The organism is Amycolatopsis ponsaeliensis, assembly GCF_030182635.1.
GTDB classification, from domain to species: Bacteria; Actinomycetota; Actinomycetes; order Mycobacteriales; family Pseudonocardiaceae; genus Amycolatopsis; species Amycolatopsis ponsaeliensis.
In genome coordinates this window covers 78,048-104,028 of record NZ_JAPZLD010000004.1, presented here as the reverse complement: position 1 = coordinate 104,028, position 25,981 = coordinate 78,048, and the positions used below count along the sequence as shown (strand labels likewise).

General features: G+C 72.4%; 29 protein-coding genes. 11 read left to right on the top strand and 18 right to left on the bottom strand.

The features are described 5' to 3' along the window. Positions 1-77: 77 nt before the first annotated feature. From QQ657_RS07745 to QQ657_RS07730, 4 genes are all read right to left on the bottom strand, one after another. Positions 78-1,103, bottom strand: coding sequence for an acyl-CoA dehydrogenase family protein (locus QQ657_RS07745; RefSeq protein WP_284741396.1), 1,026 nt, complete (start codon positions 1,101-1,103; stop codon positions 78-80). After that, positions 1,103-3,604 carry a branched-chain amino acid ABC transporter ATP-binding protein/permease gene (locus QQ657_RS07740; RefSeq protein ID WP_284741395.1) on the bottom strand — a complete coding sequence of 834 codons (2,502 nt, stop codon included), beginning with the start codon at positions 3,602-3,604 and terminating at the stop codon, positions 1,103-1,105. Before QQ657_RS07740 ends, QQ657_RS07745 begins: the two co-directional genes overlap by 1 nt. Positions 3,605-3,612: 8 nt before the next feature. Further along, entirely contained in the window at positions 3,613-4,482 is an 870-nt protein-coding gene (locus QQ657_RS07735) for a branched-chain amino acid ABC transporter permease (protein ID WP_284741394.1), read from the bottom strand. Between the two features lie 77 nt (positions 4,483-4,559). Beyond that, positions 4,560-5,351, bottom strand: a complete 792-nt coding sequence (locus tag QQ657_RS07730) for an SDR family NAD(P)-dependent oxidoreductase (protein ID WP_284741393.1) — start codon at positions 5,349-5,351, stop codon at positions 4,560-4,562. A 6-nt stretch (positions 5,352-5,357) separates the two neighbouring features. Between QQ657_RS07730 and QQ657_RS07725 the strand changes: the two genes are divergently transcribed. Next, positions 5,358-6,416, top strand: a complete 1,059-nt coding sequence (locus QQ657_RS07725; RefSeq protein WP_284741392.1) for an NAD(P)-dependent alcohol dehydrogenase — start codon at positions 5,358-5,360, stop codon at positions 6,414-6,416. Between the two features lie 13 nt (positions 6,417-6,429). On the opposite strand, the gene QQ657_RS07720 is transcribed toward QQ657_RS07725, so the two are convergent. The 3 genes from QQ657_RS07720 to QQ657_RS07710 all read right to left on the bottom strand — a co-directional run bounded on the left by QQ657_RS07720 (position 6,430) and on the right by QQ657_RS07710 (position 9,620). Further along, positions 6,430-7,458, bottom strand: a complete 1,029-nt coding sequence (locus tag QQ657_RS07720) for a phenylacetaldoxime dehydratase family protein (RefSeq protein ID WP_284741391.1) — start codon at positions 7,456-7,458, stop codon at positions 6,430-6,432. Between the two features lie 12 nt (positions 7,459-7,470). Continuing rightward, positions 7,471-8,463, bottom strand: a complete 993-nt coding sequence (locus QQ657_RS07715) for a carbon-nitrogen hydrolase family protein (RefSeq protein ID WP_284741390.1) — start codon at positions 8,461-8,463, stop codon at positions 7,471-7,473. Between the two features lie 191 nt (positions 8,464-8,654). After that, a complete protein-coding gene (locus QQ657_RS07710; protein ID WP_284741389.1) occupies positions 8,655-9,620 on the bottom strand; it encodes an AraC-like ligand-binding domain-containing protein in 966 nt (321 codons plus the stop codon). Positions 9,621-9,679: 59 nt separating this feature from the next. Between QQ657_RS07710 and QQ657_RS07705 the strand changes: the two genes are divergently transcribed. Further along, positions 9,680-10,402 carry an SDR family NAD(P)-dependent oxidoreductase gene (locus tag QQ657_RS07705; protein WP_284741388.1) on the top strand — a complete coding sequence of 241 codons (723 nt, stop codon included), beginning with the start codon at positions 9,680-9,682 and terminating at the stop codon, positions 10,400-10,402. Between the two features lie 138 nt (positions 10,403-10,540). After that, entirely contained in the window at positions 10,541-11,527 is a 987-nt protein-coding gene (locus QQ657_RS07700; protein WP_284741387.1) for a response regulator transcription factor, read from the top strand. 4 nt (positions 11,528-11,531) lie between these two features. On the opposite strand, the gene QQ657_RS07695 is transcribed toward QQ657_RS07700, so the two are convergent. The 4 genes from QQ657_RS07695 to QQ657_RS07680 all read right to left on the bottom strand — a co-directional run bounded on the left by QQ657_RS07695 (position 11,532) and on the right by QQ657_RS07680 (position 14,662). Continuing rightward, positions 11,532-12,326: an alpha/beta fold hydrolase gene (locus QQ657_RS07695; RefSeq protein ID WP_284741386.1), complete on the bottom strand. Its 795-nt coding sequence runs from the start codon at positions 12,324-12,326 to the stop codon at positions 11,532-11,534. 71 nt (positions 12,327-12,397) lie between these two features. Further along, on the bottom strand, positions 12,398-13,048 hold the full coding sequence (locus QQ657_RS07690) for an FG-GAP-like repeat-containing protein (RefSeq protein WP_284741385.1): 651 nt from the start codon (positions 13,046-13,048) through the stop codon (positions 12,398-12,400). Positions 13,049-13,166: 118 nt separating this feature from the next. Continuing rightward, positions 13,167-13,907 (bottom strand): SDR family oxidoreductase, encoded by a 741-nt coding sequence (locus QQ657_RS07685; RefSeq protein WP_284741384.1) that lies wholly within the window; start codon positions 13,905-13,907, stop codon positions 13,167-13,169. 89 nt (positions 13,908-13,996) lie between these two features. After that, a complete protein-coding gene (locus QQ657_RS07680; RefSeq protein ID WP_284741383.1) occupies positions 13,997-14,662 on the bottom strand; it encodes a DUF4190 domain-containing protein in 666 nt (221 codons plus the stop codon). A gap of 347 nt (positions 14,663-15,009) precedes the next feature. Between QQ657_RS07680 and QQ657_RS07675 the strand changes: the two genes are divergently transcribed. Both QQ657_RS07675 and QQ657_RS07670 read left to right on the top strand, forming a co-directional pair. Next, positions 15,010-15,183, top strand: coding sequence for a hypothetical protein (locus QQ657_RS07675; protein ID WP_284741382.1), 174 nt, complete (start codon positions 15,010-15,012; stop codon positions 15,181-15,183). Between the two features lie 97 nt (positions 15,184-15,280). Next, entirely contained in the window at positions 15,281-16,012 is a 732-nt protein-coding gene (locus QQ657_RS07670; RefSeq protein ID WP_284741381.1) for a hypothetical protein, read from the top strand. A 39-nt stretch (positions 16,013-16,051) separates the two neighbouring features. Here the strand turns inward: QQ657_RS07670 and QQ657_RS07665 are convergent, their stop codons facing one another. The 4 genes from QQ657_RS07665 to QQ657_RS07650 form a co-directional block, all read right to left on the bottom strand. After that, a complete protein-coding gene (locus tag QQ657_RS07665; RefSeq protein WP_284741380.1) occupies positions 16,052-16,432 on the bottom strand; it encodes a nuclear transport factor 2 family protein in 381 nt (126 codons plus the stop codon). Continuing rightward, positions 16,429-16,878, bottom strand: coding sequence for a cupin domain-containing protein (locus QQ657_RS07660; protein ID WP_284741379.1), 450 nt, complete (start codon positions 16,876-16,878; stop codon positions 16,429-16,431). The genes QQ657_RS07665 and QQ657_RS07660 overlap by 4 nt, the downstream gene beginning before the upstream one ends. A gap of 13 nt (positions 16,879-16,891) precedes the next feature. Next, positions 16,892-18,382: a flavin-containing monooxygenase gene (locus QQ657_RS07655; RefSeq protein ID WP_284741378.1), complete on the bottom strand. Its 1,491-nt coding sequence runs from the start codon at positions 18,380-18,382 to the stop codon at positions 16,892-16,894. A 100-nt stretch (positions 18,383-18,482) separates the two neighbouring features. Next, on the bottom strand, positions 18,483-19,310 hold the full coding sequence (locus QQ657_RS07650; RefSeq protein ID WP_284741377.1) for an IclR family transcriptional regulator: 828 nt from the start codon (positions 19,308-19,310) through the stop codon (positions 18,483-18,485). A 21-nt stretch (positions 19,311-19,331) separates the two neighbouring features. Here QQ657_RS07650 and QQ657_RS07645 point away from each other — a divergent pair, with 21 nt between their 5' ends. From QQ657_RS07645 to QQ657_RS07625, 5 genes are all read left to right on the top strand, one after another. Then, a complete protein-coding gene (locus QQ657_RS07645; RefSeq protein ID WP_284741376.1) occupies positions 19,332-20,132 on the top strand; it encodes an SDR family oxidoreductase in 801 nt (266 codons plus the stop codon). A 13-nt stretch (positions 20,133-20,145) separates the two neighbouring features. Further along, a complete protein-coding gene (locus QQ657_RS07640) occupies positions 20,146-20,652 on the top strand; it encodes a cupin domain-containing protein (RefSeq protein WP_284741375.1) in 507 nt (168 codons plus the stop codon). Then, complete coding sequence (locus QQ657_RS07635; protein WP_284741374.1) at positions 20,649-21,542, top strand: alpha/beta fold hydrolase; 894 nt, start codon at positions 20,649-20,651, stop codon at positions 21,540-21,542. The genes QQ657_RS07640 and QQ657_RS07635 overlap by 4 nt, the downstream gene beginning before the upstream one ends. Beyond that, the gene (locus QQ657_RS07630) at positions 21,542-22,468 is read left to right on the top strand and encodes a DODA-type extradiol aromatic ring-opening family dioxygenase (RefSeq protein WP_284741373.1); all 927 of its coding nucleotides are present in this window, start codon (positions 21,542-21,544) and stop codon (positions 22,466-22,468) included. Before QQ657_RS07635 ends, QQ657_RS07630 begins: the two co-directional genes overlap by 1 nt. A 130-nt stretch (positions 22,469-22,598) precedes the next feature. Beyond that, positions 22,599-23,387 (top strand): glycoside hydrolase family protein, encoded by a 789-nt coding sequence (locus QQ657_RS07625; RefSeq protein ID WP_284741632.1) that lies wholly within the window; start codon positions 22,599-22,601, stop codon positions 23,385-23,387. Here QQ657_RS07625 and QQ657_RS07620 read toward each other — a convergent pair. The 3 genes from QQ657_RS07620 to QQ657_RS07610 are packed head-to-tail and all read right to left on the bottom strand — an operon-like array spanning position 23,372 to position 25,380. Next, entirely contained in the window at positions 23,372-23,812 is a 441-nt protein-coding gene (locus QQ657_RS07620) for a VOC family protein (RefSeq protein WP_434056726.1), read from the bottom strand. The genes QQ657_RS07625 and QQ657_RS07620 overlap by 16 nt on opposite strands. Then, positions 23,796-24,509: an SDR family NAD(P)-dependent oxidoreductase gene (locus QQ657_RS07615; RefSeq protein ID WP_284741371.1), complete on the bottom strand. Its 714-nt coding sequence runs from the start codon at positions 24,507-24,509 to the stop codon at positions 23,796-23,798. The genes QQ657_RS07620 and QQ657_RS07615 overlap by 17 nt, the downstream gene beginning before the upstream one ends. Position 24,510: 1 nt before the next feature. Beyond that, positions 24,511-25,380 carry a DUF427 domain-containing protein gene (locus QQ657_RS07610; RefSeq protein WP_284741370.1) on the bottom strand — a complete coding sequence of 290 codons (870 nt, stop codon included), beginning with the start codon at positions 25,378-25,380 and terminating at the stop codon, positions 24,511-24,513. Positions 25,381-25,452: 72 nt separating this feature from the next. Between QQ657_RS07610 and QQ657_RS07605 the strand changes: the two genes are divergently transcribed. Further along, positions 25,453-25,977 (top strand): CGNR zinc finger domain-containing protein, encoded by a 525-nt coding sequence (locus QQ657_RS07605; protein ID WP_284741369.1) that lies wholly within the window; start codon positions 25,453-25,455, stop codon positions 25,975-25,977. Positions 25,978-25,981 lie beyond the last annotated feature (4 nt).

Genomic DNA, 25,981 nt, shown 5'->3' with positions numbered 1-25,981 from the left:
GATGTCCGGCACCGCGCCCCACACATCTCGAGCAGCGGCAAGCCGCCGGTGCGTAGGTGACCAAAAGCAGATCCGCCCTAACGCTCATTACCACTCACGAGACCCAAGGCGACGGCCAAGCGGGCGGCGTGGTCCTGCGGGGTGCCGAACAGCACCTCGTCCGCCCGGGCCCGCCGGACGTACCGGTGAGCCGGGTGCTCCCACGTGAAGCCGGTTCCGCCGTGCAGCTGGACGTATTCGGCGACCGCCAGCCGGTACGCGCCGGTGCACACCGTCGCGGCCGCGGCGGCGGCCACCGGCAGCTCGGAAGACTCCGACGCGACGCACGCGACCGCGTACGCCGCGGCCGAGCGGGCGGCCTCGTACTCGACGAGCAGTGCGGCGAGCCGGTGCTTCACCGCCTGGAACGAGCCGATCGGCCGGCCGAACTGGCGGCGTTGCCCGACATACGCCACAGTCGCCTCGAGGACGTGCGCGATGCCGCCGACCTGCTCGGCGGCCAGTGCGGCGCGCCCGATGTCGAGCACCCTGGGCACGATGTCCGCGCTCCCGATCGGCGTCGCCGGGGTGTCGTGGAACTCGATCCGTGCCTGGGGCCTGCTCTCGTCGAGCACGCGCAGCGACAGCCGGCTCGCGGCGTCGGGCTCGCAGGCGTACAACCGGTCCCCCGCCCGCGCGAGGACCAGATCCGCGACCGCTCCGTCGAGGACGAACTCCGCCGTTCCCGACAGCGTTCCCCCGCGCGCCCGAACGTCTCCGTCGAAAGCGACCGTGGCTCGCCGGGAGCCGTCGGCGATGCCGGGCAGGTAGCGCTCGTCCCCGGCCAGCAGCAGGGTGTGCGCGGCCAGGACGACGGCCGGGAGCAGCCCTCCGGCGCACACCGCGCGGCCGGCCTCCTCGAGCACCACCGCCAGCTCGGCGAACGAATACCCGGCGCCGCCGTGCTTCTCGGGGATCGCGAGCCCTTGGACACCCAGCTCACCGGCCATGCGCTTCCAGAGTGCCTCGTCGCCACCGTGCGCGGCGAAGAAATCCCTTGCCACCGCCCGGAGTTCCCGTTGCTCCGCGGTCTCGGTGAGCAAGCCGGGGTCGATCGTCGGCATCACGCCTCCAGCGTCGTCACGTCGCGCACGCCCAGTGCCACGGCGTGCTCACCGCCGAAGTAGGCGGACTCGGCCCGCGTGGCGAAGGTGGGATCGGCCGCCGAGCCGTGCGCGGCGACGACTCCTTCGTGCAGCACGACCACGTCGTGGCAGGTCGCCATCGCGCGGCTCAGCAGCTGTTCCAGCAGGACGACGGTCAGCCCGCCCCCGGCGAGCTCGCCCAGCCGCCCGTACACCTCGTCGACCAGTGCCGGCGCGAGCCCGAGCGCCGGTTCGTCGACGACCAGGACGTCCGGGCCGGCCATCAGGGCGCGGGCGATGGCGAGCATCTGCTGCTCGCCGCCGCTGAGCCCGGCGGCCGGCACCGACAGCCGGTCGCGCAGCCGCGGCGGCAGCCACTCGGCCGTCTCGTCCAGCTTCGCCCGCAGGCCGGCTCCCTTCAGCCCCACGGAGTACGCCGCGACTTCGAGGTTTTCCCGCAGGGACAGGGTTTTGAACAGGGCCCGGCCTTCCGGGACGAGGCTGGTGCGGACCGCGCGGACGCCGGTGTCACTCGCCTCGCGCGTCCCGGCGGACGGCCGCAGCGAGCCGTGCAGGACGCGGCCGAGGGTGCTCTTGCCCGCGCCGTTCGCGCCGACGATGCCGAGGACGGCGCCTTCGTGGACGTCCAGGTCGATCCCGCGCAGCGCCGCGACCCCGCCGTAATGGTGTTCGACGCCGGCCAGCCGGATCACGACCGGGCTGTCGGCGGCACGGGCGGGCAACGCGGCGCGCGCGGTCGTCGTGCCGAGGTACGACGCCTGCACGGCGCTGTCGCGCAGCACCTCCGCCGGCGGTCCTTCGCCGATCGGGCGGCCGAAGTCGAAGGCGACGACCCGGTCGGCGACGGCGAACAGGTCGTCCAGCACGTGGTCGATGACCAGCACCGCGGCACCGCCGTCGCGCAGGCGCTCGATCTGCCGGGCCGCGGTCGCGCGCTCGTCGGCGTCCAGGCCGCCGAACGGTTCGTCCAGGACGAGCAGCGCGGGTTCCTCGGCCATCGCCCGGGCGAGGTCGAGGCGCTTCTGCAGCCCGAACGGCAGCTCGGCCGGGTACCGGCCGGCGACGTCGGCCAGCCCGACGCGGGCGAGCAGCTCGCCGGCGGCGCGGCGGTGCCGCGGCGTGACCCGGCGGTGCGTGCACAGGACGTTTTCCAGGACGGTGAGCTCGCCGAACGTCTCCGCGTGCTGGAAGGTGCGCCCGATCCCGAGCCGCCGCCGGGCGGTGGCCCGGGTGCTCAGCAGCTGCTTGCCGGCGTACTCCGCGCTGCCGCTCACCCGGCCGCCGCCGGTCAGTCCGGAAAGGACGTTCATCAGGGTGGTCTTGCCGGCGCCGTTCGGGCCGATCACCGCGAGCACCTCGCCCCGGCGGACCGACAGCGACGCGCCTTCCAGTGCCTTCAAGCCACCGAAGCGCACCGAAACGTCCGTCAAGCCGAGCAGCGGCGGTCCGGTGGGGGGCCGGTGCACGACTTCGGGTTCCGGCACGGTCACCGGGACGGGACGCGGCGGCCGGGCGAACTTCCGGGCGAGCTTCCCGAGGGACGGCACCACGCCGCCGGGCAGGAAGATCAGCGCGGCGATCAGGACGAGCCCTTGCACCACCGGCTGGGGCAGCCCGACCGACGAGGCCAGCGTGGGCGACCAGGCGAGGTAGCCGCCGCCGACGACGGCGCCGAGTACGCTGCCGACCCCGCCGAGCACGCAGGAGGAGATGAGCGAGATCCCCAGGCCGAGCGAGAACGGGTCGGGGCTGACGAACCCGCTGAGCAGCCCCAGGAGCACCCCGGCGAACCCGGTGAAGGCGGCGCTCACGGCGAACGCCAGCGCCGACTGCGCTTCGGGGGCGATCCCGATCGACTGCGCGACCAGCGGGTGAGACTTCGCCGCCACCAGGCGCATCCGCAGCGCGGAGCCCTTGGCCAGGACGGCGATCGCGAGGCACACGCCGGCGGCGGCGACGGCGAGGGTCTGCGCTTCGGCTCCCCCGCTGGGCAAAACCCCGGCGACGGTGTCCACTTGCGACACCGGGACACCCTGGTCGCCGCCGGTGACGTCGGTCCAGCGGTTGATGACCTCCAGGGAGACCAGGCTGAACGCGAGGGTGAGCAAGGCGATGTAGAGCGTCGAGAACCGGGCGCCGGCGTAGCCGAGGAACCCGCCGAGCACGGCGCTGGACACGACCGTGCCGACCACGATCGTCTCGAGGGACCAGCCGTGGCCGCTGCCGTAGGCGGCGAAGTACGCGCCGACCGCGAAGAACGCCGGATGCCCGACGGACCAGACGCCGGACCAGCCCGCGAGCAGGCCGACCGAGAGCACGACGATCGTGTAGACGGCGGCCAGCGCGACCGAATACGCCTGGTAGGGCGGGATCGCACCGGAGTTCAGCACCGCGATCAGCGCGACCGCGGCGAGGGGCCCGAGCAGGGCCCGGGTGACCCGGGAGCCGAGGAAGGTCATGGCGTACCTCAAACCCGTTGGAAGGTGCGCGTGCCGAACAGGCCCTGGGGCCGGATCAGCAGCACGAGGACGGTGAACGTGAAGACGAAGGTGTCGCGGAAGCTCGCCGAGACGTAGCTCGCGCCGAGGTTCTCCAGCACCCCGACGACCAGGCCGCCGACGACCGCGCCGTACATGCTGTTGAGCCCGCCCAGGAAGATTCCGGCGAAGGCCCGGAACAGCGGTGCCGACAGCACGGCCGGGGCCAGGCCGACCTTCGGCGCGTAGAGGCACGCGGCGATTGCGCCGAGCCCGAGGCCCAGTGCCCACGCCAGGCGTGCGATCCGCTGCGCGCTGATCCCGACGACCTGCGCGGTGTCGGCGGACTCGGCGACCGCGCGCATCGCCGAGCCGGTGGTGGTCCGGCCGAACAGGAACGCGACGAGACCCATCGCCACCCCCGCCACCGCGATGGTCAGCAGGCTCTGCGCCGGGATCGCGAGGCCGCCGGCGCGGACCGTGCCGTCGACGATGCTGGGGAACGACTTGGGCTGCGTGCCCCAGACCGAGCTGATCACGCTTTCGGCGATGAGCGCGACGCCCATCGTCACCACGAGCGCGGCGAACAGCCGGCCCTGGCCGAGCGGCCGGATCACCACCTCGCGGACCAGCAGCCCGGCGACGACGGTCACCACGACCGCGCCGAGGACGCCGACGAGCACGGCCGCGCCGTTGTCGTGGAAGGTGATCGCGGCGTACAGGCCGAGCGTCGCGAGGCTGGCGAGCGCGAAGTTCACGACGTCCGTGGCCCGGTAGACGATCACCAGGCCGAGGCCCATCAGGCCGTAGATCGCGCCACTGGCGACCCCGCTGACGAGCACGAGCAGGAATTGATCCACGCCAACCCTCTCCCTTGAGGACGAAGTGAACTCAGTTCAGGTGACGGTAGCCGGTGCCGCCGTCGCGGGCAAGCCCGTCAGACGGTGAAGCGGCCGCCGTTGGCCAGCACCACCGAGCCGGCCAGGTTCGACGCTCCTTCACCGGCCAGGAACAGCGCGACGTCCGCGATTTCCTCCGGTGTCGCGTACGCCCCGCCGCCCGACTCGCTGAACGCCCGGCGCAGGGCATCCGGTGTTCGCGCGGCCATGCCGGTCTCCGTCGGCCCGGGCGCCACCACGTTGACCCGCACCCCGAACGGGACGACCTCCTTCGCCACCGCCTGGGCCAGTGCGTGCACGCCGGCCTTCGACGCGGAGTAGTGCGGATAGCCCGCGGGGGCGTCGAACGCCGACGACGACCCGACGACGACCACGGCGCCGGACCTGCGCGGCACCATGACGCGGACCGCGGCGCGCAGGACGTGGAACGTGCCGTCGAGGTTCACGCCCAGCACCCGCCGCCAGGACCGGACGTCCAGCGCCGCCGTCACCTCCGGCGGCCGTCCGGCTTCCCACGCGTCCGCGATCCACTGCTTCGCCTGGGGATCGTCGACACCGGCCGCGTGCACGACGACGTCGAGGCCGCCGTAGTCGCGCTCGATCCCGGCCACGAGCCAGTCGACGCGGTCCGGATCCGAAACGTCCACTTCGGCCGCCCGCGCGTTCGCCAGCGGCGCGGCGACGTGCTCCGCGGCCGCCAGGTCCCGGTCGGCCAGCACGAGACCCCGGGCCCCGGCCAGCTTCCGCGCCACCGCGGCCCCGATCCCCGAGCCGGCGCCCGTCACGAGCACCACCTTGTCCGACCGTCCTGCTACCTGAACTGAGTTCATTTCTGTATGGTCGGCGTTGTGACCGCGACGCGCAAGACCCCGGCCCTGCGGCTCGTGGCGTGGGGCAGCCCGCCGTCACTGGTCGACGTCGGCGTGCCCGAACCCACCGGTACCGAGGTGCTGGTGCGCGTCGAGGCGGCCGGGATCTGCCACTCCGACCTGCACGTGCTCGACGCCGCACCGGGTGCGCTCCCCTACCGGCCACCGTTCACGCTGGGCCACGAAATCGCCGGCCACGTCGCCGCGCTGGGCGGCGAAGCGAGCGGCCTCGCCGCCGGCGAACGCGTCGCCGTCTACGGTCCCTGGGGCTGCGGCACCTGCCGCCGGTGCGCGGTCGGCGAGGACAACCACTGCGACCTGCGGGCCGAGCTGTCCTGGTCGGGGGCGGGCCTCGGCCGCGACGGCGGCATGGCGGGGTACGTGCTCGTCCCGCACTCCCGCCACCTGGTGCCGATCGGCGACCTCGACGTCACCCAGGCGGCTCCCCTGACCGACGCGGGGCTCACGCCGTATCACGCGGTAGCCGGGTTGAAGCTGGCCGAGGACGCGAGCGTCGTGGTCATCGGCGTGGGCGGGCTCGGGCACGTGGCGATCCAGATCCTGCGTGCCGTCACCCGGGCGCGGGTGTTCGCCGTCGACGTCCGCGAAGACGCGCTGGACCTGGCCCACCGGTCCGGCGCCGACCGGACCCTGTGCACGGGAGCAGGCACCGCGGCCGTCCTGCGCCGCGAGACGGGTGGCGCCGACGCGGTGCTCGACTTCGTCGGCGGCGACCCGACCCTGGCCCTCGGCGCGGAAGTGCTGCGTCCCGGGGGCACCCTGGTCATCGTCGGCAGCGGCGGCGGCAAGCTCACCATCGCCAAGCCCGGGCCGCTCCCCCAGGGCGCGTCGGTTTCGCTCCCGTTCTGGGGAAGCAGCCGGGAACTGCGCGAGGTGATCGCCCTGGCGAGGGCGGGCAGCATCCGGGTGGAGACCGAACAGTTCCCGCTGTCGGCGGCCGAGGAAGCGTTCACGCGGCTGCGGGACGGGCACATCCGCGGCCGGGCGGTTCTCCTGCCGGATTGACGCCCGGCCGGGGTCAGCGCTCGTCGACCGCCAGCGCACCCAGGAGGCCGGTGCCCGGGTGGCAGCCCCGGTACTCGAAGTACTGCTCGCCGGCCGCGGCCACCGTCACCTCGTGGTAGAGGCGCAGGCGGGCCGCCGGACCGAGCGTGGACAGGTACTTCATGGCCTGGCCGAAGATCGCCTTGTGGGTCGGGTGGTCCTTCGCCCAGCGGTCGAGGTCGGCGAGGCTGCGCCACCAGCTCATCCCGAAGCTCTTGTCGGCGTCGGTCCCGTCGGCGTCGACCACGCGGAGGTACCGGTTGGCGTAGCAGCCGATCGCGCGTCCGTGGTCGCGCAGGAAGTCCATGCCCGCGCGCAGGACCGGCTCGACCTCCTCGAGGTACATGCGGCGTTCGTCGCCGTCGGTGTCGGTCCAGTCCTGGCCCGAGCGGATGAGGCACAGGTTGTGCTGTCCGCGGACCACCCGGCGCGCGCCGTCGTCCACGACCACCGGCGGGCCGCCGGGATCGAGCCCGTCCCGCTGGCCGAGCGGGACGCGGTCGCGGGCTCCGCCCCAGTACGCGTGCTCGCGCACCTCGCCGCTCAGAGTGTCCGCGAGGTGCGCGACGCCTTCGATGCGGTCGTTCGAAAAGAGCGTCTCGAACCGGGCGGTCGAGGGACGCACGACCTCGACGAAGAACCCGTCGGCGCGCAACCACATCGGCCGCGCTTCGGCGAACCAGCGTTCGTGGCGGGCGAGGTCGTCCCAGTAGGCGATGGTGACGACCGTCCGGTAGCCGGCCTCGTCGACGTACGCGGCCCGGTCGACCCGGCCGGGGCCGTCCGCGCCCGCGCAGGCCGCGTCGAGGTCGGCCACCGCGGCGCGGACGACCGCGGGTTCGGTCTCCGAGCGGTACTGGACACCGAAGTAGGCCATGGCCACGCGCGTCACCGACGGCGCGAAGCGAGCCACGAAGGACGGATAGGGCGGCTGCCAGTCCGGCCGCGGCCCGGGCGCCGCGGTCCGGTCCGTCACCAGGTGCGGGGGAATCGCCGATTCCATGGTCCGCCGCCCTCAGGCGATCGGAGCGAATTCGAGGGCGGCCGGCTGCTCCTCGGCGGGCATCTCGACGACCGCGGGCGCGGGGTTGCGGTTGACGAGCAGCCGCAGCACGTCCGGGCGGGCGTAATGGCCAACCGGGTCCGCCGCCGACTTGGCGATCGCGATCAGGGCCGGGTCGAGATCGGCGTAGAGGATGCCTTCCTCCGTCTCGGGCAACGGCTCGGCCAGCGGCGAACCCTCGGGACCGTAGATGCGGGCGAACCCGCCACCGGGCAGGAGCAGCTGCCGCTTCAGGTCGGTGTCGCAGAACAGTTCCAGCGCGGCCGGCCCGATCACACCGCAGGGAGCGACGACGAAGGTCCCGCCCTCGACCGCGTACATCAGGCTGGCCGCCGTGTTGACCTCCGGTCCCAGCGCCCGCGCGGCACCGCGGTAGACGGAGAAGCTGGGCCACGCCGCGACGTGGATTTCCTCACCCTGGCTGTACATCGCGTACTTGGTCAGCGGCTGCAGGTGCTCCCAGCAGTTCAGCGCGCCGAGCCGGCCGAGCGGGGTGTCGTGGACCTGCAGGTCGCTCCCGTCGCCCTCGCCGAACACGGCGCGCTCGACGTGGGTGGGCTTGAGCTTGCGGCGCACCGAGATCAGCTCGCCGGTGTCGGCGACGAACGCCTGCGCCATGTACAGGCTGCCGCCGGCCCGCTCGCTGAACCCGAAGACGACGTGGATCCGGTGCTCGGCGGCGGCGCGGCGGATGCGGTCCAGCTCGGCGCCGTCGCGGGTCATCGAGTTCGCGGCGTACCGCGGGACGAACGCCATCCCGGCCGCGGGCGAGTCGAGCCAGATCCACCACGGGTAGCCGGGGAGGAAGGTCTCGGGGAACGTGACCAGGCGGGCGCCACCCGCGGCGGCTTCCCCGATCAGGCCGACGACCTTCTCGACGCCGGCGTCGAGATCCAGCCAGGCCGACTCGGCCTGAACGGCCGCCACGCGCACGGTTTCCTGCATTGCCGGGCTCCTTCGCGGAAGTACTGGGGCTTCCACGATGCGCCGGAGAGAACGGGGCCGGCTGACCGATCGTGCCGCGGTCGCTGACCCGGCGTGCCACCCGCGACGGTGCGCCGCGGCGACCGATCTCGCCGGGCACCCGGGCAACCGTCTTGAATGAGTCATTCAGGTCTTCGGAGGTCCTGGATGACTCATTCAAGTCGTTCGAGGCGGGTGGCCCCACGGCGGTACTCGCCCGGCGATGTCCCGGTGACCGCGCGGAAAGCGCGGTGGAACCCGGATTCGCTGTCGAACCCGCAGGCCGCGGCGACCGACCCGATCGTCCGGCCGGGATCCGCGACCAAGAGCGCCCGGGCCTGCTCGATCCGCATCCGGCGCAGGCGCGCGGCGATCCCTTCCTCGCCGGCGATCCGGTACAGCGTGCGGCGCGAGACGCGGCACGCGCGGGCGACCGTTTCCGCGTCCAGCCGGGGATCGGCGAGGTTGCGGCGCAGGAACGCCAGCACGCGCTCCCGCGCCACCGCTTCCGCGGCCTGCGGACCGGGCCGGGCGTCGCCGGCGAACGACGCCGTGGCCGAGAGCAGGCCGAGCGCGTGGGGCAGCAGCAGCGCGGACTGGTCCGGCGCCGCCCGAGCCGTGTCGGCCAGTGCCGTGAAGAAGGTCGACACCACCGCACCCGGCGTTCCGCGGCCGCACGCCCGCGCGGTCAGCCGGCGGGTGTCGCGCACCAGCAGCTCCCGCTTCGGGACCTGGACGACGAGCTGGTGGAACGGGTCGTCGAAGTGCAGGGTGTAGGGCCGCGTGCTGTCGTAGAACGCCAGGTCACCGGGCGCGAGCAGAGCCGTCCGCCCGTCCTGTTCGACCCGGCCCCGACCCCGCACCTGGATGCTCGCGAGCAGGTACTCCTCGTCGCCGCGCGCGACCAGCGACCGGGTGCGCCGCACGTGCTGGCCGCCCGCCACGACGGTGGACAGTTCGAGGTCGCCGACCGGGACGTGCTCGATCCGGCCGCTGAACCCGGCGCCGGCGACCGGCTCGGCCACCAGCCGGACGAAGGTCGCGCAGATCATCTCCCGCCAGTAGGCGAACGCCTCCTGCGCCGACACCATCGAGGTCGTCAGCTCCGCGTAGGCACCTCTGTCCAAAGTGGCGGACACGCACTGAGTATCACCAGGTCACCGCCGCGATGTCCAGCGGCGGGCGTAGTCTCGGCGCGGTGGCACGGATACTCGTCACCGGCTCCACCCAGGGCCTCGGCCGCCTCACCGCCGAAGCCCTCCTCGCCGACGGCCACCACGTGGTCGCCCACGGGCGCGACGCCGGGAGGCTCGACGACCTGGCCGCGCGCGGCGCCGACGTCGTCACCGGAGACCTCGCGGACCTCGAGCAGACCCGGGGTGTCGCCGCGCAGGTGAACCGGCTCGGACGGCTGGACGCCGTGATCCACAACGCCGGCGTCATGACCGGCCCCACGGTCCTTCCGGTCAACGTGGTCGCGCCCTACCTGCTGACCGCGCTCGTCACCCGGCCCGCGCGCCTGATCTACCTGAGCAGCGGCATGCACCGCGGTGGCCGGGCCGAGCTCGCCGGGCTCGACTGGTCCGGCATCCGTCCGACCGCTTCCTACTCCGACAGCAAGCTGTTGCTCACGACGCTCGCGGCCGCCGTCGCCCGGCGGTGGCCGGAGGTGCACGTCCACGCCGTCGACCCCGGCTGGGTCCCCACCCGCATGGGCGGCGCGGGCGCCCCCGGCGACCTGCGCCTGGCAACGCCGACCCAGACCTGGCTCGCGACCGCCGAAGAGCCGGAAGCGCTGACGACGGACGGCTACTGGTACCACCGGCGGCGCCTCGACCGGCATCCCATGGCCGGCGACCGGGACTTCCAGGATCGGCTCCTCGAGGCCCTCGCCGGCCACACCGGGACTCCGCTCGCCTGAAGCGTCAGGAGTGGGTCTCCATCGGAAATCCTCCGTTTCTCGCAGCGGATCGTCGCTCCGTCAACGGTCTCAGCACAGCGGCCGGGCCACCATCGCTCGCGGAGTGACGGAATCGCGCCGGGGCCTCATCATGGGGCGGTGCCCGACGACCCGGAACCACCGGCCCGGCTCCGGGTCGACGCCGAGACGACGCTGATCCTGCGCGAGGCCTTCCACAAGATCGACGCCTACTACCGCGGCGACCACTACGGCCTCTACGACTACGCCCGCGCCGTCATGGGCAAGATCGTTCCCCTGGACCACTTCTACATCGGGTTCTTCCACGGCGCGAACCGCGTCCGCTACCCGTACGGCTACGACGGCGGCATGTACACCGATCCCGCGTCGCACATCTACGGCCCGCGCGGCCAGGCCGCCTGGTTGCTGAAGCACCGCCAGACCTACCGGATGCAGTACGACAACGGCGCCGCGCTCAACTCCGGCGTCGCGTCCGGGGACACCAGCCGCGCTTCCGCCGACGCCGTCACCACTCCCCTGTTCCGTCGCGGCCGCGACGGTGAGCCGGCGGTGTTCGGCATGATGTCCATGCAGAGCTACCGCCCGGACACCTTCGACGACAATTCCGTCCGTGCCTTCGAATGGCTCGCCGATCTCGTCGCGCGCGTGCTGACCAAGGAGGCCGAAGACCTCGACGCGTTGCGCCGGCTGCCGGCCGACGTCGGCGACGCGCCGCAGCTGGTCACCGCGGACCACATCGTCGAGCTGCTCTCGTCTCGCGTCGCGGACGTCCGGCAGCGAGCCCAGGACGCCCTCGCGGCTCCCGATGCTTCGCTGCGCGAGGCCTTGCAGCGCATCGTGACCGATTGCCAGCAGCTCCAGTCGGACCTCGTCGAGCTCACGCTCGACATCGACAACGGCCCCGAGGAACGCTTCCGCTCGCTCACCGCCGCGGAACAGGGGGTCGCGGTCCTGCTCGGCAGCGACCTGCCGAACGACCGGATCGCGCGCGAACTGGGGATCAGCCCGCACACCGTCAAGTCCCACGTCCGCAACATCCTGGCGAAGTACCGGATGACCGGACGCGGCGCCGTCGCCGAAGACGTCCGGAAGCACCTGGCGCGCTGACCGGTCAGGCCGGCGAGCTCACCCGGGTGACGAGGTCGCGCACGGTGGCGAGGGTTTCGTCGGGGTGGTCGAGGTGCACGCCGTGCGTCGCGCCCGGCCAGCACACGACCTCGCCGCCGAGCGCGGCCGCGAGCCTCGTGTGGCCACGCCGCATCGCGGTGTCCGGCTTGCGGTCGGCGGTGACCACCACCGACGGCACGCGGGGCAGGTCGGCTTCCCGGAAACCGCGGGACAGCTCGGTGATGCCCCGGACTGCCCGGGCCAGCATCGGGATGTCGAGGTTCGCCATCCGCAGATGAGCGGCCTCGCAGTCCGGCCGCAGCCGTTGGCGTCGCGTGGATCGGACGACGGAGGCGCGCAAGAGCCGGGCGAGCACCGAGCGCAGTCCGGGCACCGCCGCGGCGGTTCCGAGTACGCGGGTCATGCGTTCCAGGACCGCGCAGGTACGGGGTTCGTTGATCACCGTCGGGTCGAGCAGGACGAGGCCCGCGACCTGGTCGGGGTGGTCCCGCGCCAGCAGCACGCCCACGGCGCCGCCGAGACTCTGCCCGACCACCACCACCGGACCACACCCCAGCCGGTCGATCAGCGTGCTCAGGTGGTCCGCGGCGCCGGCCAGGGTCCCGTCGGCGGCGGTGCCCGTGCCGGGCCGGTCGTGCACGATCACCCGGCACCCCGGATCGGCGACGAGGCCTTCGACGAGGCCCGGGAAGAAGCCGTCACACGCTTCGGCCCCGCCGGGCAGCAGCAGCACCGGCTGTCCCGATTCGCCGTGCACCCGGACCCCGTCGATCTCCATACGCGCTCCCTGTCGACTACGTTCTCCCCCAGATTGTTGCACAATCTGGGGGAGTTCCGTAGGCCAATGACTCAGGCGCAGCCGGCGGAGTCGGCGTCGAGCACGGGATCCGTCACCGCACGGCCGCTGAACGGAACCGTGTCGTGGACACTCAACGCGCCGTCACGAAGGGTGTAGACGGTGCGGGTGCCCGAGTAGGTGAGCTGGTCGGCCGGGCGGCCGACGTCGTCACTCTCCGCGGCGACGGTCGCGAAGGCGCGGCCACCCTCGAGCGGCGTGCATTGGTAGCCCAGGTGAGCGGCGACGCCCCCGCCCTCGGCGACTGTGAACGGCTGGTCGTCGGCCCCCACGACCTGGCTGAGGTTGCGCCCGTCGAAGTGCAGCACGGCGAAGAACGTGGTGTTCGCGCCGATCGACTGGGCGACGAGCAGTTCGGCCCGGCCGTCCCCGTTGAGGTCGGCCACGCGCGGCGCCTCGATGCCGAACTGGCTGTCGGCCGGCAGGTGGATCGACGTGTACGTCCCGTCCACCGTGGCCGAGATCAGCTGGTCGCCATCGCCGACGAGCTGGGCGTTGACGGTCTCGATCTCCCCGTCGCCGTTGAGGTCGGCGACCGTGGTGACCGGGCCCGGCGCGGCCATCGCCGGCGCGGCGACGGCCAGGCCCAGGGCCGCGGCCAGGCCGGCGACGGTGGCGGTGCGGACGATTCCGGTGCGGTTCATGAGATCTCCCTCCCGTCCGGTGATCTTTTCACCGAACGTGCTCCCATGAAGAAAGACGGTCACGGTCACGGCGCGTGCAGCGGAAGTGCGATGTGCCACACGCACGCAACCCCGGTGATCAGCCCTGCCGAGACGGCCGGATGGTCAGATCCCCGATCTCGACGTCGTCGGGCTGGTCGATCGCGAAGGCGATCGCCCGAGCCACTGCCTCGGGGTCGATGCCGAGCTCGGCCATGGTCCGCTGAGCCTGCTCACGCACGGCCGGATCGTCGACTGCGTGGTCGATGAGCTCGGTGCGGACGTAGCCCGGCGAGATCGACGTCGTCCGCGGCACGCCGTCGGTGCTCTCCTGCCGCAAGCCTTCGAGGAGGGTGCGGACGGCGTTCTTCGTCCCGGCGTAGACCGCCTGCGTGGGGACGATCTTCAGCCCGGACGTGGAGACGACCGTGACGAGGTGCCCGCTGCCTTGACGCCGGAACACGGGCAGCGCCGCGGCGATCCCGTGCAGGACGCCCTTGACGTTCACGTCGACCATCGCCGACCAGCCTTCGACATCGAGGTCGGCGACGGTGCTGATCCGGCTGACCCCGGCGTTGCCCACGAGGACGTCCAGCCGGCCGAAGCGCTCGACAGCAGTAGTGACGAGCGCGTGAAGATCACCAGGATCGGTGACGTCCACGCGCACGGCGGCCGCCTGTCCCCCACCGGCTTCGATCTCGGCGACCAGCCGGTCCAGCCGATCGGTGCGCCGAGCCCCGAGGACGACGGCCGCACCGAGCGAGGCGAGGTGACGCGCGGTCGCCGCGCCGATGCCGCTGCTGGCACCGGTGATGGCGACGACCTTGCCGTGGATGGTCATGATGACCCCTTGATTGAAGTGGACACGTGTCCGTTTACCTTAACGGACACATGTCCACTTCTGTCAAGCGCGCCCGGCCCAGCCCGCACTCAGGGCTGGTAGGTGCAGAGGGCGCCAACGCTGTTGTGCTGCTCGACGACGGTCTTGCCGTCGACGGTGATCTTGCAGGTGTTGTCCTTGTCGCCCAGCTTGAAGTCGACCGCGGTGACGGTGACCGAGGTGAACGCCAGGTCGTCCATCGAGAGGGTCTGACGCCAGGTCTTGCCCTTCTCCAGGACCTCCTGCGAGTTCGCGGTGAACCCGCTGTTCCACTGCACGTTCGACTTCGCCGCCGTCGTGACCTCGAGGACGATCGTGTGCTTGCCCGACGCCGCCGCGGTCGGAGCCGCCGCGGCGGCATCGGACCCCGCGTCCGCGACAGCGGCCGGTGCCGCCGGAGCCGGCAGGCCGTTCGCGGTGTCACTGACGGCCTTGCCGAACGCGGCCGTCCAGATGACGCAGATGAGCAAGCCGATGGCCGAGAGCACGACTGCGGTGATGGCCAGTCCCTTGTTGCTCGCCTGGCCGCGGTTCGCGCGCAGCGTCCCGACGATGCCGAAGATCAGCCCGAGGATCACCATCGGCCACGCGACGACCCCGATGATCGGGATGAACGCGAAGATCAGGCCGACCAGGCCGAGGACGAACCCGGCGGTGCCGAGGCCGTTCTTGTACTGGACCGGAGCGGACACGGGTGGCATGGGGGCGTAGGACATGGGTTGCCTCTTTCAGCGCAGCGACGGCACGACCGAATGCGGTCACGTTTCTGGGCCATCCGTCGCCACCCGAGCCGTGCGCGTAACAGGGGCTCGAGTGCCACCCTTGGTCACGAAGCGGACTCAGGGAAGTTCGATCTCGATCATTTCCGCAGGTGATGGCGGTGCGTAACTCCCCCACCGTCGTTACCCAGGGTTAGAGATTGAAACTTCAAGTTCACTCGTTAGGAGTACGTGCCGGTTACGCGGAGGTCTCAGCCCCAGAGCACCGGCAGCCGCAGCGGCTCGCGCGTCGCCAGGCCGGCCTTCCAGCCGATGCAGTCCTCGTGCTCGAGCGGGCCCTGGACGTGGGCGCGGAGCACCCGAGCCACCTGTCGGGCGCAGATCGCGAGCTGCGCGGGGAGCTGTTGGCGGCGGTGATCACCGGGATCGCCGTGCTGCGCGGCAAGGTGGGCACGCGCGCTGACCGCGACGCGATCACCGGGTACGTCGACCGAACCGCGGCGATCCCGCTCCAATAAGGACACTCTTCGAGCGCGGGGCGTAACGGATCACCCGAATGGTCGATATCCCGATCGTGTCCGGATCACCCGGACCTTCACGAGGGGATCTCCGACCATGCTTCGTGTCCATTGGGGAGCGCTCATCGCGACCGGGGCCGCCGCGGCCCTGATCTGCACCGGCTGCTCGACCACTTCCGGGACGGCGGCGCCGGCTGCCTCGTCCACCGGCACTCCGACGTCCGCGAGTGTCGCGGCCGCCTCGCTCGACGGCTCGAAGGCCGGCTCCGCCGTCGCCGCCGCCGCGAAGGAGGCCAAGTCCGTTCACATCCGGGGCACGGTCTCCGAAGGTGGCGTCAACCTCGACCTGCAGCTCAACCCGGACAGCGCGAGCGGCACCGTGGTGCAGGACGGGCTCGAGATCCCGGTCCTGCGCGACGGCGACAAGTACTACTTCCGGTTCAGCCAGTCGCTGATCGACAAGGCCGGGATCCCGGCGTCGGTGGGCAAGCAGCTCAAGGACAAGTGGGTGTCCTCGACGTCGCAGATCGGCGCGGGGATCGGCGAGTCGTTCAAGCAGTTCCTCGACTACAAGACCTTCACCGACAACACGGTCGGCCAGCTGGCCTCGGAGTCCTTCACCGGCGGTGAGCAGACCACCAGCGGCGGCACCCCGGCCCTGAACTTCACCAGCCCCGACGGCACGGCGACGGTCGCCGCCGCCGAACCGCACTACCTGCTGCGCATGCAGGCCCCCAAGAGCGGCACGCTGGAGTTCTCCGACTGGGACAAGCCGACGACGGTCACCGCCCCCAAGGCATCGGAGATCTACTCGGGCCCCGGCGCCTGACCGGAGTGCCGGGCTCGCGCGGGCGGGCCCGGCACACCCTCAGGACGGTGCACCGACCGGGGCGAGGGCCGGCGTGATGTCCATGTGGACGCGGTAGTCGGTCACCCGGTCCCCCGCCAGCCGGATGACCGTCACGCACGGCAGAGCCAGCGGGGTGCCGTCCGGGGCCGCCGTCTCGATCGTGAACCGGCAGAACAGCTGGTCCTCCCCCACCTCGGCGACCTGCTCGACCACGTGGCGGACCCACGGCAGCGCGCCCGCCGCGCCGGCCGTCGCCTCGGCGATCGCGGCGCGGCCGGTGAGCGGCTCGTTGTTCGCGAACACGTACGTCGCGTCGTCGGCGAACCACGAGGCGAACGACCCGGCGTCGCCCGCGTCGACCGCCGCGCACATCTCGCGGACCATCCGTTCGCGGCTCACTTCCGCAGCTCCAGCCCGTAGCGGGTCATCACTTCCGCGACCAGCTTCATGTCCCGGCCGGGCGGCAGCTGCGACAGCTCCCGGTAGTAGTTCTCCAGGCCCGGCGGCGAAACCACGGCGATCACGCGGGTCTCCTCGTCGAACGGGTTGCGGAACACGTGCGGCACCCCGCGCGGCATCAGCAGCGAATCGCCCTGGCCGAGGACGTGCCGCTCGCCGTCGAGCTCCACCTCGACCCGGCCCTGGACGCACGTGAACAGCTCGTCCTCCCGGGTGTGGACGTGGGTCGGCGGCCCGCCGAGACCCGGCGGCACCACGTATTCGAACAGGGAGTACGCGCCGTTCGTGTCGGCGCCGGTCAACCGGGCGTGGATCCCCAGCCCGATCGCGCCGAGGTTGGTGCCGTCGCCCGGGTGGATGACGTGGTGGCCGGTCGCGGTGCTCATCGGAACTCCTTTGCTACAGCGAGGTTTTCGCGGGTTCGGGGGTGTCCTTCAGCCGGGTCAGCACGGCCGGCGTGAGCGACCGGTACGCCGCGGGCACGACCGGGTTCAGCCAGTGCGTGAAGCGGGTGAAGCGGCCGATCTGCACGCCGAGGTCGCTGAGCACCTCGTCGACGTTGTGGATGGAGAACGGGATGATCTTGGTGCCGCGGCAGTGGTGCGCGCCGGTCGCGACGTCGAGGAAGGCCAGCTGGGCGACGACGTCCGCGCGCCGGCTCGCCTCGTCGGGCAGGGTGAGCGCGCCCGCGAGGTCGGCCGCGATCCACAGTGCCGCCATCTCGGCGTTGAGCGGGCTGAAGAACGACGAGTTGTACCCGTTGAAGTAGAGCCCCGGCGCGGCCAGCGGCTGGATCTGCCGGTACAGCAGGAAGTTCCCGCGCTCGTCGAAGAGCCGCGCCTGGACGGCGTCGGGCAGGAACGGGACGCCCTGGGTGAACCCGGTCGCGCAGACGACGAGGTCGGCCGGCAGCACCGTGCCGTCGGCGAGTTCGGCCATCGGGCGGCCACCGTCGGCGAACAGCCGCGTGATCACCTGGTCGCGGCGGACGCGGATCGAGCCGTCGGCCACGCCTTCGAAGAACCCCTCGGTGGCCAGGCCGATCGCGTTCTTGACGATGTCCTCCATCCGCCCGCGCGGCACCAGGTCGTGGCGAGCGAGCCCGAACTGCCGCACCGACACGCTCCCGATGGAGTTGAGCATCGAGCGCCGCAGCCGGTTTCCCGGGCCGTGCAGGAACTTCTCGAACCCGCGCAGCCACCGGTAGCGGAACAACGCCTCGCCCAGCCGCGTCAGCAGCAGCATCTTGAAGTTGACGACGCCGGCGATCTTGCGCGGCACCTTCCACAGCAGCTGGCGCGCGATGACGTCGGTGGTCTCGGCGACTTCGCTGATCGCCACGGTCACGTCGCACGCGGACTTGCCGTAGCCGACGACGAGCACGTGCTTTCCCCGCGCATCGGAGACGTCGTGGAAGTCCGAGCCGGCCAGCAGCCGCCCGCCCGCCGCCTCGAACTCCGCCCGACCCGGGTACTCCGGCAGCGCCGGCTCGCAGAACACGCCGTTGGCGACGACGACGCGGTCGACCACCGAGGCCCCCTGCGCCCCGGTGGTCACCGCCCACCGCGCGCCATCGGGGACCACGGACTCGACGGAGGTCCCGAGCCGCAGGTGGGGCGTGACGCCGAACTGGTCGGCGTAGGCCGCGAGGTACTCCTGGATCTGGGCGCCGGTCGGCCACTCCGGGAACTCCCGGGGCATCGGGAAGTCCGAGAACGAGTACTGGGCCTTGGGGCTCTGCGTGGTCAGCCCCGGGTAGCGCCGGGTCCGGCTCCACACCCCGCCGACGTCCGGGGCCTTGTCGAAGACCTCGACGTCGTGGCCGGCCTGCAGCAGCACCTTGGCCGTGGTCAGCCCGGCCAGCCCGGCCCCGATGATCGCGACGCGCATGCCTGGTCCTCCTCGTCGAGGCGTCCCGTGCCGGTGGCCCGGCTCGGCGTGCGCCACAGCGTGGATCAGGCGCGGGCATCCGGCCAACGGAAAGTCCTAGTCACTGGGACGGCAGGTCCGGGCGCGGTACCGCCCACCGCCGGGCGGAGTAGGCGCGGCTGGCCGCCGCGGCCGCCATCCGCACGGCCGGCCCGATCCGGTCGGGCTGCACCGCGGCGCTGGGCCCGGTGACCGACAGGGCGGCGGTCACGCTGCCGGTGAAGTCGAAGATCGGGGCCGCGACGCAGCTGATGCCGGCGTTGCCCTCCTCGCGGTCGTAGGCCCAGCCCTGCTCGTGCACGACGGCGAGCTCGCGCTCCAGCGCGCCGGCGGTGGTGATGGTGCGCGGGGTGCGGCGGGTGAGGCCGGCCGCCACCACGTCCGCGACGACGTCGGCGCCGGACCAAGCGAGGATCGCCCGGCCGAGCCCCGAGCAGTGCGCCGGGATGAACCCGCCGACCTGGTCGAGCATCGGCAGCTGGCGGTGGCCGCTGATCTTCTCGACGACGAGCACCCGGGTGCCTTCCAGGACCCCGAGCTGCACGGTCGTCTTGGCCGCGGCGTAGAGGTCCTGCAGGTAGGGCAGGACGGCCTCGCGCAGCTCGTGGCGCACCGGCACCAGGCCGGACAGCTCGAAGAGGCGGTTCCCGATCCGGTACTTCTCGCCGGGCTTGTCCAGCCAGCCCAGCTCGATCATCCGGGCCGCGGTGCGGTGCACGGTCGAGCGCGGCAGGCCCGACCGCTCGACGAGCCGGGACAGCGTCAGCTCGCGATGGGTCGCGTCGAAGGCGTCCAGCAGGGCGGCGGCTCGTTCGAGCGCGCCCGACGCCGCGATGTCCTCGCTGGAGTCCCGGGCAGTGGGACCCGCCCTTGGCCGGCCGGCGGTCATGGCCCGAATGTAGGTCACATCATGGAGAGCAACCAGTCCTTCCCGAAACGCCGCCGCGTCGCGCTCGTCGGCGGCGGTGCCGGCGGCATCGGCTCGGCCTGCGCGGCCGCGCTCGTGGCGACCGGGCACCGCGTGGTCCTCGCCGGCCGTACGGAGAAGACCCTGGCCGAGACGGCTTCGACGCTCGGCGAGGACGTCGACAGTGTCGATTACGTCGTGTGCGACCTCGCCGACCCGGCCGCGGCGGCCGATGCCGTCGCCCGGGTGCACGAACGGCACGGCTCGCTCGACGTCGTCGTGGCCAACGCCGGCGGACCCGCACCCGGCCGCGTGTTCGACGTCCCGGCCGAGCAGTGGCACCACGACCTCGACCTGCTGGTCCTCGGCCCGCTGTCCCTCCTGCGCGCCGCGCTGCCCGCGATGGCCGAGCGCGGGTTCGGCCGCGTCGTCGTGATCAGTTCGACGGCGGTGCGCCAGCCGCAGCCGGGGCTCGCCGCCTCGACGGTGCTGCGCTCGGCGACGACGTCGGCGGCGAAGCTGGCCGCCCTCGAGTACGCCGATCGCGGGGTCACGGTCAACTGCGTCGCGGTCGGCGCCACGCTCACCGCGCGGCGCCTGGAGATCGTGCGCAGCCGGGCGGGCGCGGCGGGCGTCGACGTCGCGACCGCGATGGCCGAGGACCTGGCCGCCATCCCGGCCGGGCGGGCCGCCGCGCCGCGCGAGGTCGCGGCTGCGGTGGCGTTCCTGGCCTCGCCCGAAGCAGGCTATGTCAACGGATCCGTGCTGACCGTCGACGGCGGCCGCACGGAATGTCCCGCCTGAGCGGAAGGTGCCCATGACCACGTCCGGACCCGGTTTCGCCATGACCGACTTCCTCGCGAGCATCAGCCACGCCGTCCGCCCCGACGGCAGGCGGCCGCTCGTGGTGCACGACGGCGACCTCGAGGAGATCCCGCCGGGCGCCGTCCCGAACCCGACGTCGCTGCGGATCGCCGGCACGCTGCCGACCGCGACGTTCGAGCTCTTCCGGCAGGTCATCCCGGCCGGCGAGAGCTCGGACATGCAGCGCCACCACCACGAGACCGTCCACTTCGTCCTGACCGGCGACGGCCACAGCGAGATCGAGGACGAGACCGTCGGCTGGACGACCGGGTCGTTCGTCTACACCCCGCCGTGGACCTGGCACCGCCACCACAACGACTCGGCCGAGCACCCGGTCGAGTTCCTGACCATCGAGAACTCGCGGCTGCTCGGCCCCCTCGGGCTGAACTGCCGCCAGAGCGCGGGAATGGCGACCCTCGCCGAAGCCCGCGCCCGCTTCGACCACCGGGAGGACCAGTGACCGAGCCGATCCCCGACCACGTCGGCATCTGGGGCGAGCTGGGCGAGCTCGAACACACCCTGCGCTACGTCGACGTCCCGCTCGACGGACGTCCCGTGCGCACCCGGGTGCTGCAAGCGGGCGCCGGCCCCGACCTGATCCTGCTGCACGGGACCGGCGGGCACCTCGAGGCCTACGCCCGCGACCTGGCCGGCCTCGCCCGCGACTTCCGCGTCACCGCCTACGACATGGTCGGCCACGGCTGGTCGGACCTGCCCGACCGGCCGTACACGATCGACGTCCTCTCCGCACACCTCGTGTCCCTGTTGGACGTTCTCGGCATCGGGCGGGCCCATCTCTCGGGCGAGTCGCTCGGCGGCTGGGTGGTCGCCTGGACCGCCGCGCACCACCCGGACCGCGTCGAGAAGCTCGTGCTCAACACCCCGGGCAACATCGCCAACAAGCCCGAGGTGATGGCCCGGATGCGCGACAGCACGATGGCGGCGGTGCTCGACCCGAGCGACGAGACCGTGCGCCGTCGCGTCGAGTTCCTGTTCCACCACAAGGAGATGGTGACCGACGAGCTGGTGAACCTGCGCCGCCGGGTCTACTCCCGGCCCGGGTTCGTCCGGGCGATCACCAACACGCTCGTGCTGCAGGATCCCGAGGTGCGCAAGGACTTCGCGTGGGACCCGTCCTGGGTGTCGCGGGTGAAGGCGCCGACGCTGCTGCTGTGGACCAGCCACGACCCCACCGGCGGACTCGACGAGGCCGAGCTGCTGCTCGGCTGGCTGCCCGACGCGCGGCTGCACGTCATCGACGACGCCGGGCACTGGCCGCAGTGGGAGAAGGTCGACGAATACCTCGACGTCCACCGCACCTGGCTGCTGACCGGAGAGGATCCGTCCTGATGGCCGAGATCGCCGGGTTCGCCGGCATGTCCCACAGCCCGTTCGCGACCCTGCTGCCGCCGCCGTCCGACGGCGGGCCGGGCGCGAAGTTCCTCGCCGACGCCGACCGGGCCCGCCGCGCGGTCGAGGCCCTCGCCCCGGACGCGGTCGTCGTGATCGGCCCGGACCACTTCCACGGCAACTTCTACGACGTGATGCCGCCGTTCGTCCTGGGCGTCGAGCACGCGGTGGGGTTCGGCGACTTCGGCAGCACCGAAGGTCCGCTGCCGGTCGCCGGCGAGCTGGCGTGGTCGGTCCACAACGGACTGACGGCGGCGGGCTTCGACGTGTCGCTGTCGTATTCCCTCACCGTCGACCACGGCATCGTGCAGACCTACGGGATGCTGACCGGTGGCACCGTGCCGATGGTCCCGGTCGTCGTCAACACGGCCGCGCCGCCGCTGCCCACGTTGCGGCGGTGCGTCGCGCTGGGACAGGCACTGGGGACGGCCCTGCGTTCGGCGAGCTTCCCCGGCCGGGTCCTGGTGGCGGCGAGCGGCGGGCTGTCGCACTGGCTGCCCTCGAACGACCCGCGCGAGGTCGCGGGCGAACGCCGGGAGTCGCTGATCCACGGGCGCTCGGACGTCCGCGCGTTCGCCGCGGCCCGCGAACCCCGCGTCCGCGCCATGGGCGGCGACCCGGGCGCCCGCGTGAACACGGAGTGGGACCGGTGGTTCCTCGACCGCTTGATCGCGGACGACGCCGGTGCGGTGGCCGACCTCGGCCACGAGACGCTCGAGGCGTCGGCGGGCAGTGGCGGTCACGAGGTGCGCTGCTGGCTCATCGGCCAGGTCGCCGCCGGGGCGCCGCTCGCCTGGACCAGCTACGAACCGGTCCCCGAATGGATCACCGGCATGGGCATCGGCACCACGTTCCCCGTCTCCTGACCGCCGATCGGGCACGGACGGTTCCTGTTCACACCCCCGGCGGCGCCGCGATCTTGCCGCGGCTCCCGGGCGTGCGCTACCCCGGTGGAGGACCAGCGCGACTTCCTCCGAGGAGCAGCTCGTGAAGAAAATGCTCGCCGTCGTGGCCGTCGTTCTCCTCGCTCTCGGCGGCCTCGCCGCCCCCGCCGCCGGGGCGAGCGCCAAGAAAGGGGTCAGCGCCAACCCCTACACCGGGGCCGCGACCGCGCTGAAGGACGTCGGGGCGAAGTGGTTCTACACGTGGGCCTCCGATCCCCAGGGCATCGCCGCGCCGAGCGGCACCGAGTTCGTGCCCATGATCTGGGGCCGCGACTCCGTGACGCAGGACCAGCTCGACCGGGCCAAGGCGAACGGCAGCACCCTGCTGGCCTTCAACGAACCGGACCTGGCCGGCCAGGCGAGCATGCCCGTCGAGACCGCGCTGGACCTGTGGCCGCGGCTGCAGTCCACCGGGATGCGGCTCGGCGCACCGGCCGTGGCCTACGGCGGTGACGTCGCGGGCGGGTGGCTGGACCGGTTCATGAGCGGCGCCGCCGCGCGCGGGTACCGCGTCGACTTCATCCCGCTGCACTGGTACGGCGGGGACTTCTCCAGCGCCGCCTCCGGGCAGCTGCAGTCCTACCTGCAGAAGGTCCACGACCGCTACCACCTCCCGATCTGGCTGACGGAGTACGCGCTGATCGACTTCTCGGGCTCGGCTCCGCGCTACCCGTCCTCGTCCCAGCAGATCGACTTCGTCCAGCGGTCCACCGCGATGCTCGACGGGCTGTCGTTCGTGGAGCGGTACGCGTGGTTTTCGCTCTCGACGTCGACGTCCCCGACCGGCCTCTACTCCGGCACGGCACCCAACGCGAGCGGCGTCGCCTACCGCGCCGCGTGACCGCGCTCCTGGACGATCCACGTGTTGCCGTCCGGGTCGGCGAAGCCGAAGAAGCTCGCGTAGTCACGCCGGTCCGGGTCGGCGCCCGGGGCGAAGTCCCCTTGCCAGTCCACGGACTTCTTGTGCCGCAGCGCGCTCACCGGCACGCCGTGCCCGGCCAGTTCGCGGTGGGCCGCCTCGATGTCGGCCACCACCAGGTAGTGGTCCCGGGCCGAGCCCGGGGCCGCGCCGGTCAGGCCGGCCCCGAGCTGGATCGACGCCGCCGACCCGGGCGGTGTCAGCTGGACGACCCGGAAGCCGTCGTGCGGCGCGTAGTCGACGTCCAGGGTGAAGCCGACCTGCGCGGTGTAGAAGCCGACCGCCCGGTCGACGTCGGTGACCGGCAGGGTGAGGACCTCCAGGCGGAACTCAGACAAGGGGCTCACCGCCGTCGACCCCGAGGGAGACTCCGGTCAGGAAGCTGCTGCCCAGCGCGAAAACGACGGCTTCGGCGACTTCCTCGGGGCGTCCGACGCGCCGCGCCGGGCTGGTGGCCGCGCGGGCCGCGAACAACGCCGCCTTCTTCTCGTCGCCGAGGGCGTCGTAGGCCCCGGTGTCGATCGTGCCGGGCGAGACCGCGTTCACCCGGATCGGCGCCAGTTCCACCGCGAGGCCCCGGGTCAGCGCGTCCACCGCGGCGTTCGTGGCGCCGACGGCGAGCATGCCGGTGGCGGGCTTGCGTGCCGACGATCCCGAGAAGAAGACGAACGAGCCGTCCTCGGGCATGCGTGGCGCGAAGTGCTTCGCCAGCAGCAGCGGGCCGAGCACCTTGACGTCGAACGAGCGGAGCACGACGTCGTGGGCGAGTTCGCCCACCGTGCCGCGGGCACGGGCCGACGCCGTCGAGACGACGTGGTCGACCCGGCCGAGCCGGTCGGCCAGCGCGGCGACGGAAGCTTCGTCGGTCAGGTCGACGGCGGCCGCCGTGACGTCCGGGTCGTCGTAAGCCCCGGCCAAGGCCGCTTCGTCGCGCCCGGCGACCACGACCGTGGCCCCGGCCGCCCGGGCGGCGAGCGTCACCGCGCGGGCGATGCCGCTGCCGCGGCCGACGACGAGAACGCGGCGATCCTTCAGCAAGGTCATCTCAGTTCCCCTTCGAAGTGAGCAGCTCGTCGGGGTCCAGGCCCCGGTCGATGCCGTGCGGGGTGACGGTCTGGCCCGGTTCGAGGGCGAGCTTGCGGCCGTCGAGCGTCACGTCGACGACGTCCGGCTCGAACGACACGAACCCGGACACCCGCTCGACCTCGGGCCACGCCTCCGGGTACGACCAGGCGGCGCGCTTGCCCGCCCCGATGTCGAAGTAGCCGGCCAATCCCTTGTACGGGCAGAAGGTCTCGCCCTCGACGGGCGTCAGCGCGTTCAGGTCGATGTCCTCGCGCGGCACGTACCAGCGCGGCGCGAAGCCCGATTCGTAGAGCACGACCGGGCGCCGGGTCTCGGCGACGACGCGGTCACCGTCACGCACGACGAGGTGGCGCGACGTCTGCCGGATGTCGATGCGGTGGTACGGGTCGGCCGCGTGGCCGACGATCCGCTCGTCCTCTTCGTAGAAGGCGTCCATCGCCCGCCAAGCGAAGGCGACGCGGTCGCGCAGGACGTCCGCGTGGCCCGGGAGGCCGGTGTAGCGCCAGGCCGCGCGCGGCGCCTGCTTGCCCGCGGCTTGCACGGCGTACCAGTCCGTGGTGCCGAGCTCGCGGTGCGTCGTCGTCCGGTTCTCGGCGACGAGGACGTCTTCGCGGACGTCGGCGAGCGGGAAGTACGCCACCGGGTAGCGGCCGGGTTCGTGCAGCAGGACGACGTCCTCGCTGTCGGCCACCCATTCGCCGCCGAACCGCACGCGCATCCGCCGCCGCAGCGGCTCGGCGAACAGCATCCGCTCGGGCAGCGGCTGTTCGACCAGGAAGTGCCCCACCGCGCGCGTCGCCAGTGGTCCCTGCTGCCAGGCCAGTCCCATGACATCCTCCTAACCTTTTTAAACTTGTTTGATGGTTAGACATGGAAGCACTGGTAGGGTAACCTGTCAAGCATGAGTTTGGAGGTTAGGCGGATGACGACCGACGAGATGCTGCTCCTGGATCTGCTCAACACGACGCCGGTGCGCGACGGCGCCCCCTCGGACGACCTCGCCGACGCCCGCGCGGCCCGCGAGTGGCTCGCCGGGCACGGGCAACCGGCCACCGGCGACGAGCACCGCGCGGTGCTCGAGGCGCGGTCCGTGCTGCAGGGGATCGTGCGGGGCCGGGAAGCACCCGCCGCGGCCGCGCGGTTCGTCGACGACGTGACCTATCGGGCGTCCTTCGGCGACGACGGCGTCGAGTGGGTCCTCGACGTCCCGGCCGGCCGCTCGGCCGCCGCGCGCGCCGTGCTCGCGTGGGACGCGCTCGCCAAGTCGAGCCCCGGCCGGCTGCGCCCGTGCGCCAACCCGGAGTGCCGGCTGTTCCTGATCGACCACAGCAAGCCCAACAGCGCCCGCTGGTGTTCGATGGCCGTGTGCGGCAACCGCATGAAGGCCCGGCGGCACTACCAGCGCTCCCGTACCGCGGCGGACTGAAGGA

Bases quoted from the DNA above. Each gene is read 5' to 3' on its own strand.
- QQ657_RS07695 (WP_284741386.1), bottom strand. From the start codon at position 12,326: ATGGAGATCGACGGGGTCCGGGTGCACGGCGAATCGGGACAGCCGGTG.
- QQ657_RS07690 (WP_284741385.1), bottom strand. From the start codon at position 13,048: ATGAACCGCACCGGAATCGTCCGCACCGCCACCGTCGCCGGCCTGGCC.
- QQ657_RS07720 (WP_284741391.1), bottom strand. From the start codon at position 7,458: ATGGAATCGGCGATTCCCCCGCACCTGGTGACGGACCGGACCGCGGCG.
- QQ657_RS07725 (WP_284741392.1), top strand. From the start codon at position 5,358: ATGGTCGGCGTTGTGACCGCGACGCGCAAGACCCCGGCCCTGCGGCTC.
- QQ657_RS07615 (WP_284741371.1), bottom strand. From the start codon at position 24,509: ATGACCTTGCTGAAGGATCGCCGCGTTCTCGTCGTCGGCCGCGGCAGC.
- QQ657_RS07715 (WP_284741390.1), bottom strand. From the start codon at position 8,463: ATGCAGGAAACCGTGCGCGTGGCGGCCGTTCAGGCCGAGTCGGCCTGG.
- QQ657_RS07745 (WP_284741396.1), bottom strand. From the start codon at position 1,103: ATGCCGACGATCGACCCCGGCTTGCTCACCGAGACCGCGGAGCAACGG.
- QQ657_RS07740 (WP_284741395.1), bottom strand. From the start codon at position 3,604: ATGACCTTCCTCGGCTCCCGGGTCACCCGGGCCCTGCTCGGGCCCCTC.
- QQ657_RS07730 (WP_284741393.1), bottom strand. From the start codon at position 5,351: ATGAACTCAGTTCAGGTAGCAGGACGGTCGGACAAGGTGGTGCTCGTG.
- QQ657_RS07645 (WP_284741376.1), top strand. From the start codon at position 19,332: ATGGAGAGCAACCAGTCCTTCCCGAAACGCCGCCGCGTCGCGCTCGTC.
- QQ657_RS07605 (WP_284741369.1), top strand. From the start codon at position 25,453: ATGAGTTTGGAGGTTAGGCGGATGACGACCGACGAGATGCTGCTCCTG.
- QQ657_RS07625 (WP_284741632.1), top strand. From the start codon at position 22,599: ATGCTCGCCGTCGTGGCCGTCGTTCTCCTCGCTCTCGGCGGCCTCGCC.
- QQ657_RS07680 (WP_284741383.1), bottom strand. From the start codon at position 14,662: ATGTCCTACGCCCCCATGCCACCCGTGTCCGCTCCGGTCCAGTACAAG.
- QQ657_RS07685 (WP_284741384.1), bottom strand. From the start codon at position 13,907: ATGACCATCCACGGCAAGGTCGTCGCCATCACCGGTGCCAGCAGCGGC.
- QQ657_RS07660 (WP_284741379.1), bottom strand. From the start codon at position 16,878: ATGAGCACCGCGACCGGCCACCACGTCATCCACCCGGGCGACGGCACC.
- QQ657_RS07630 (WP_284741373.1), top strand. From the start codon at position 21,542: ATGGCCGAGATCGCCGGGTTCGCCGGCATGTCCCACAGCCCGTTCGCG.
- QQ657_RS07670 (WP_284741381.1), top strand. From the start codon at position 15,281: ATGCTTCGTGTCCATTGGGGAGCGCTCATCGCGACCGGGGCCGCCGCG.
- QQ657_RS07610 (WP_284741370.1), bottom strand. From the start codon at position 25,380: ATGGGACTGGCCTGGCAGCAGGGACCACTGGCGACGCGCGCGGTGGGG.
- QQ657_RS07640 (WP_284741375.1), top strand. From the start codon at position 20,146: ATGACCACGTCCGGACCCGGTTTCGCCATGACCGACTTCCTCGCGAGC.
- QQ657_RS07650 (WP_284741377.1), bottom strand. From the start codon at position 19,310: ATGACCGCCGGCCGGCCAAGGGCGGGTCCCACTGCCCGGGACTCCAGC.
- QQ657_RS07655 (WP_284741378.1), bottom strand. From the start codon at position 18,382: ATGCGCGTCGCGATCATCGGGGCCGGGCTGGCCGGGCTGACCACGGCC.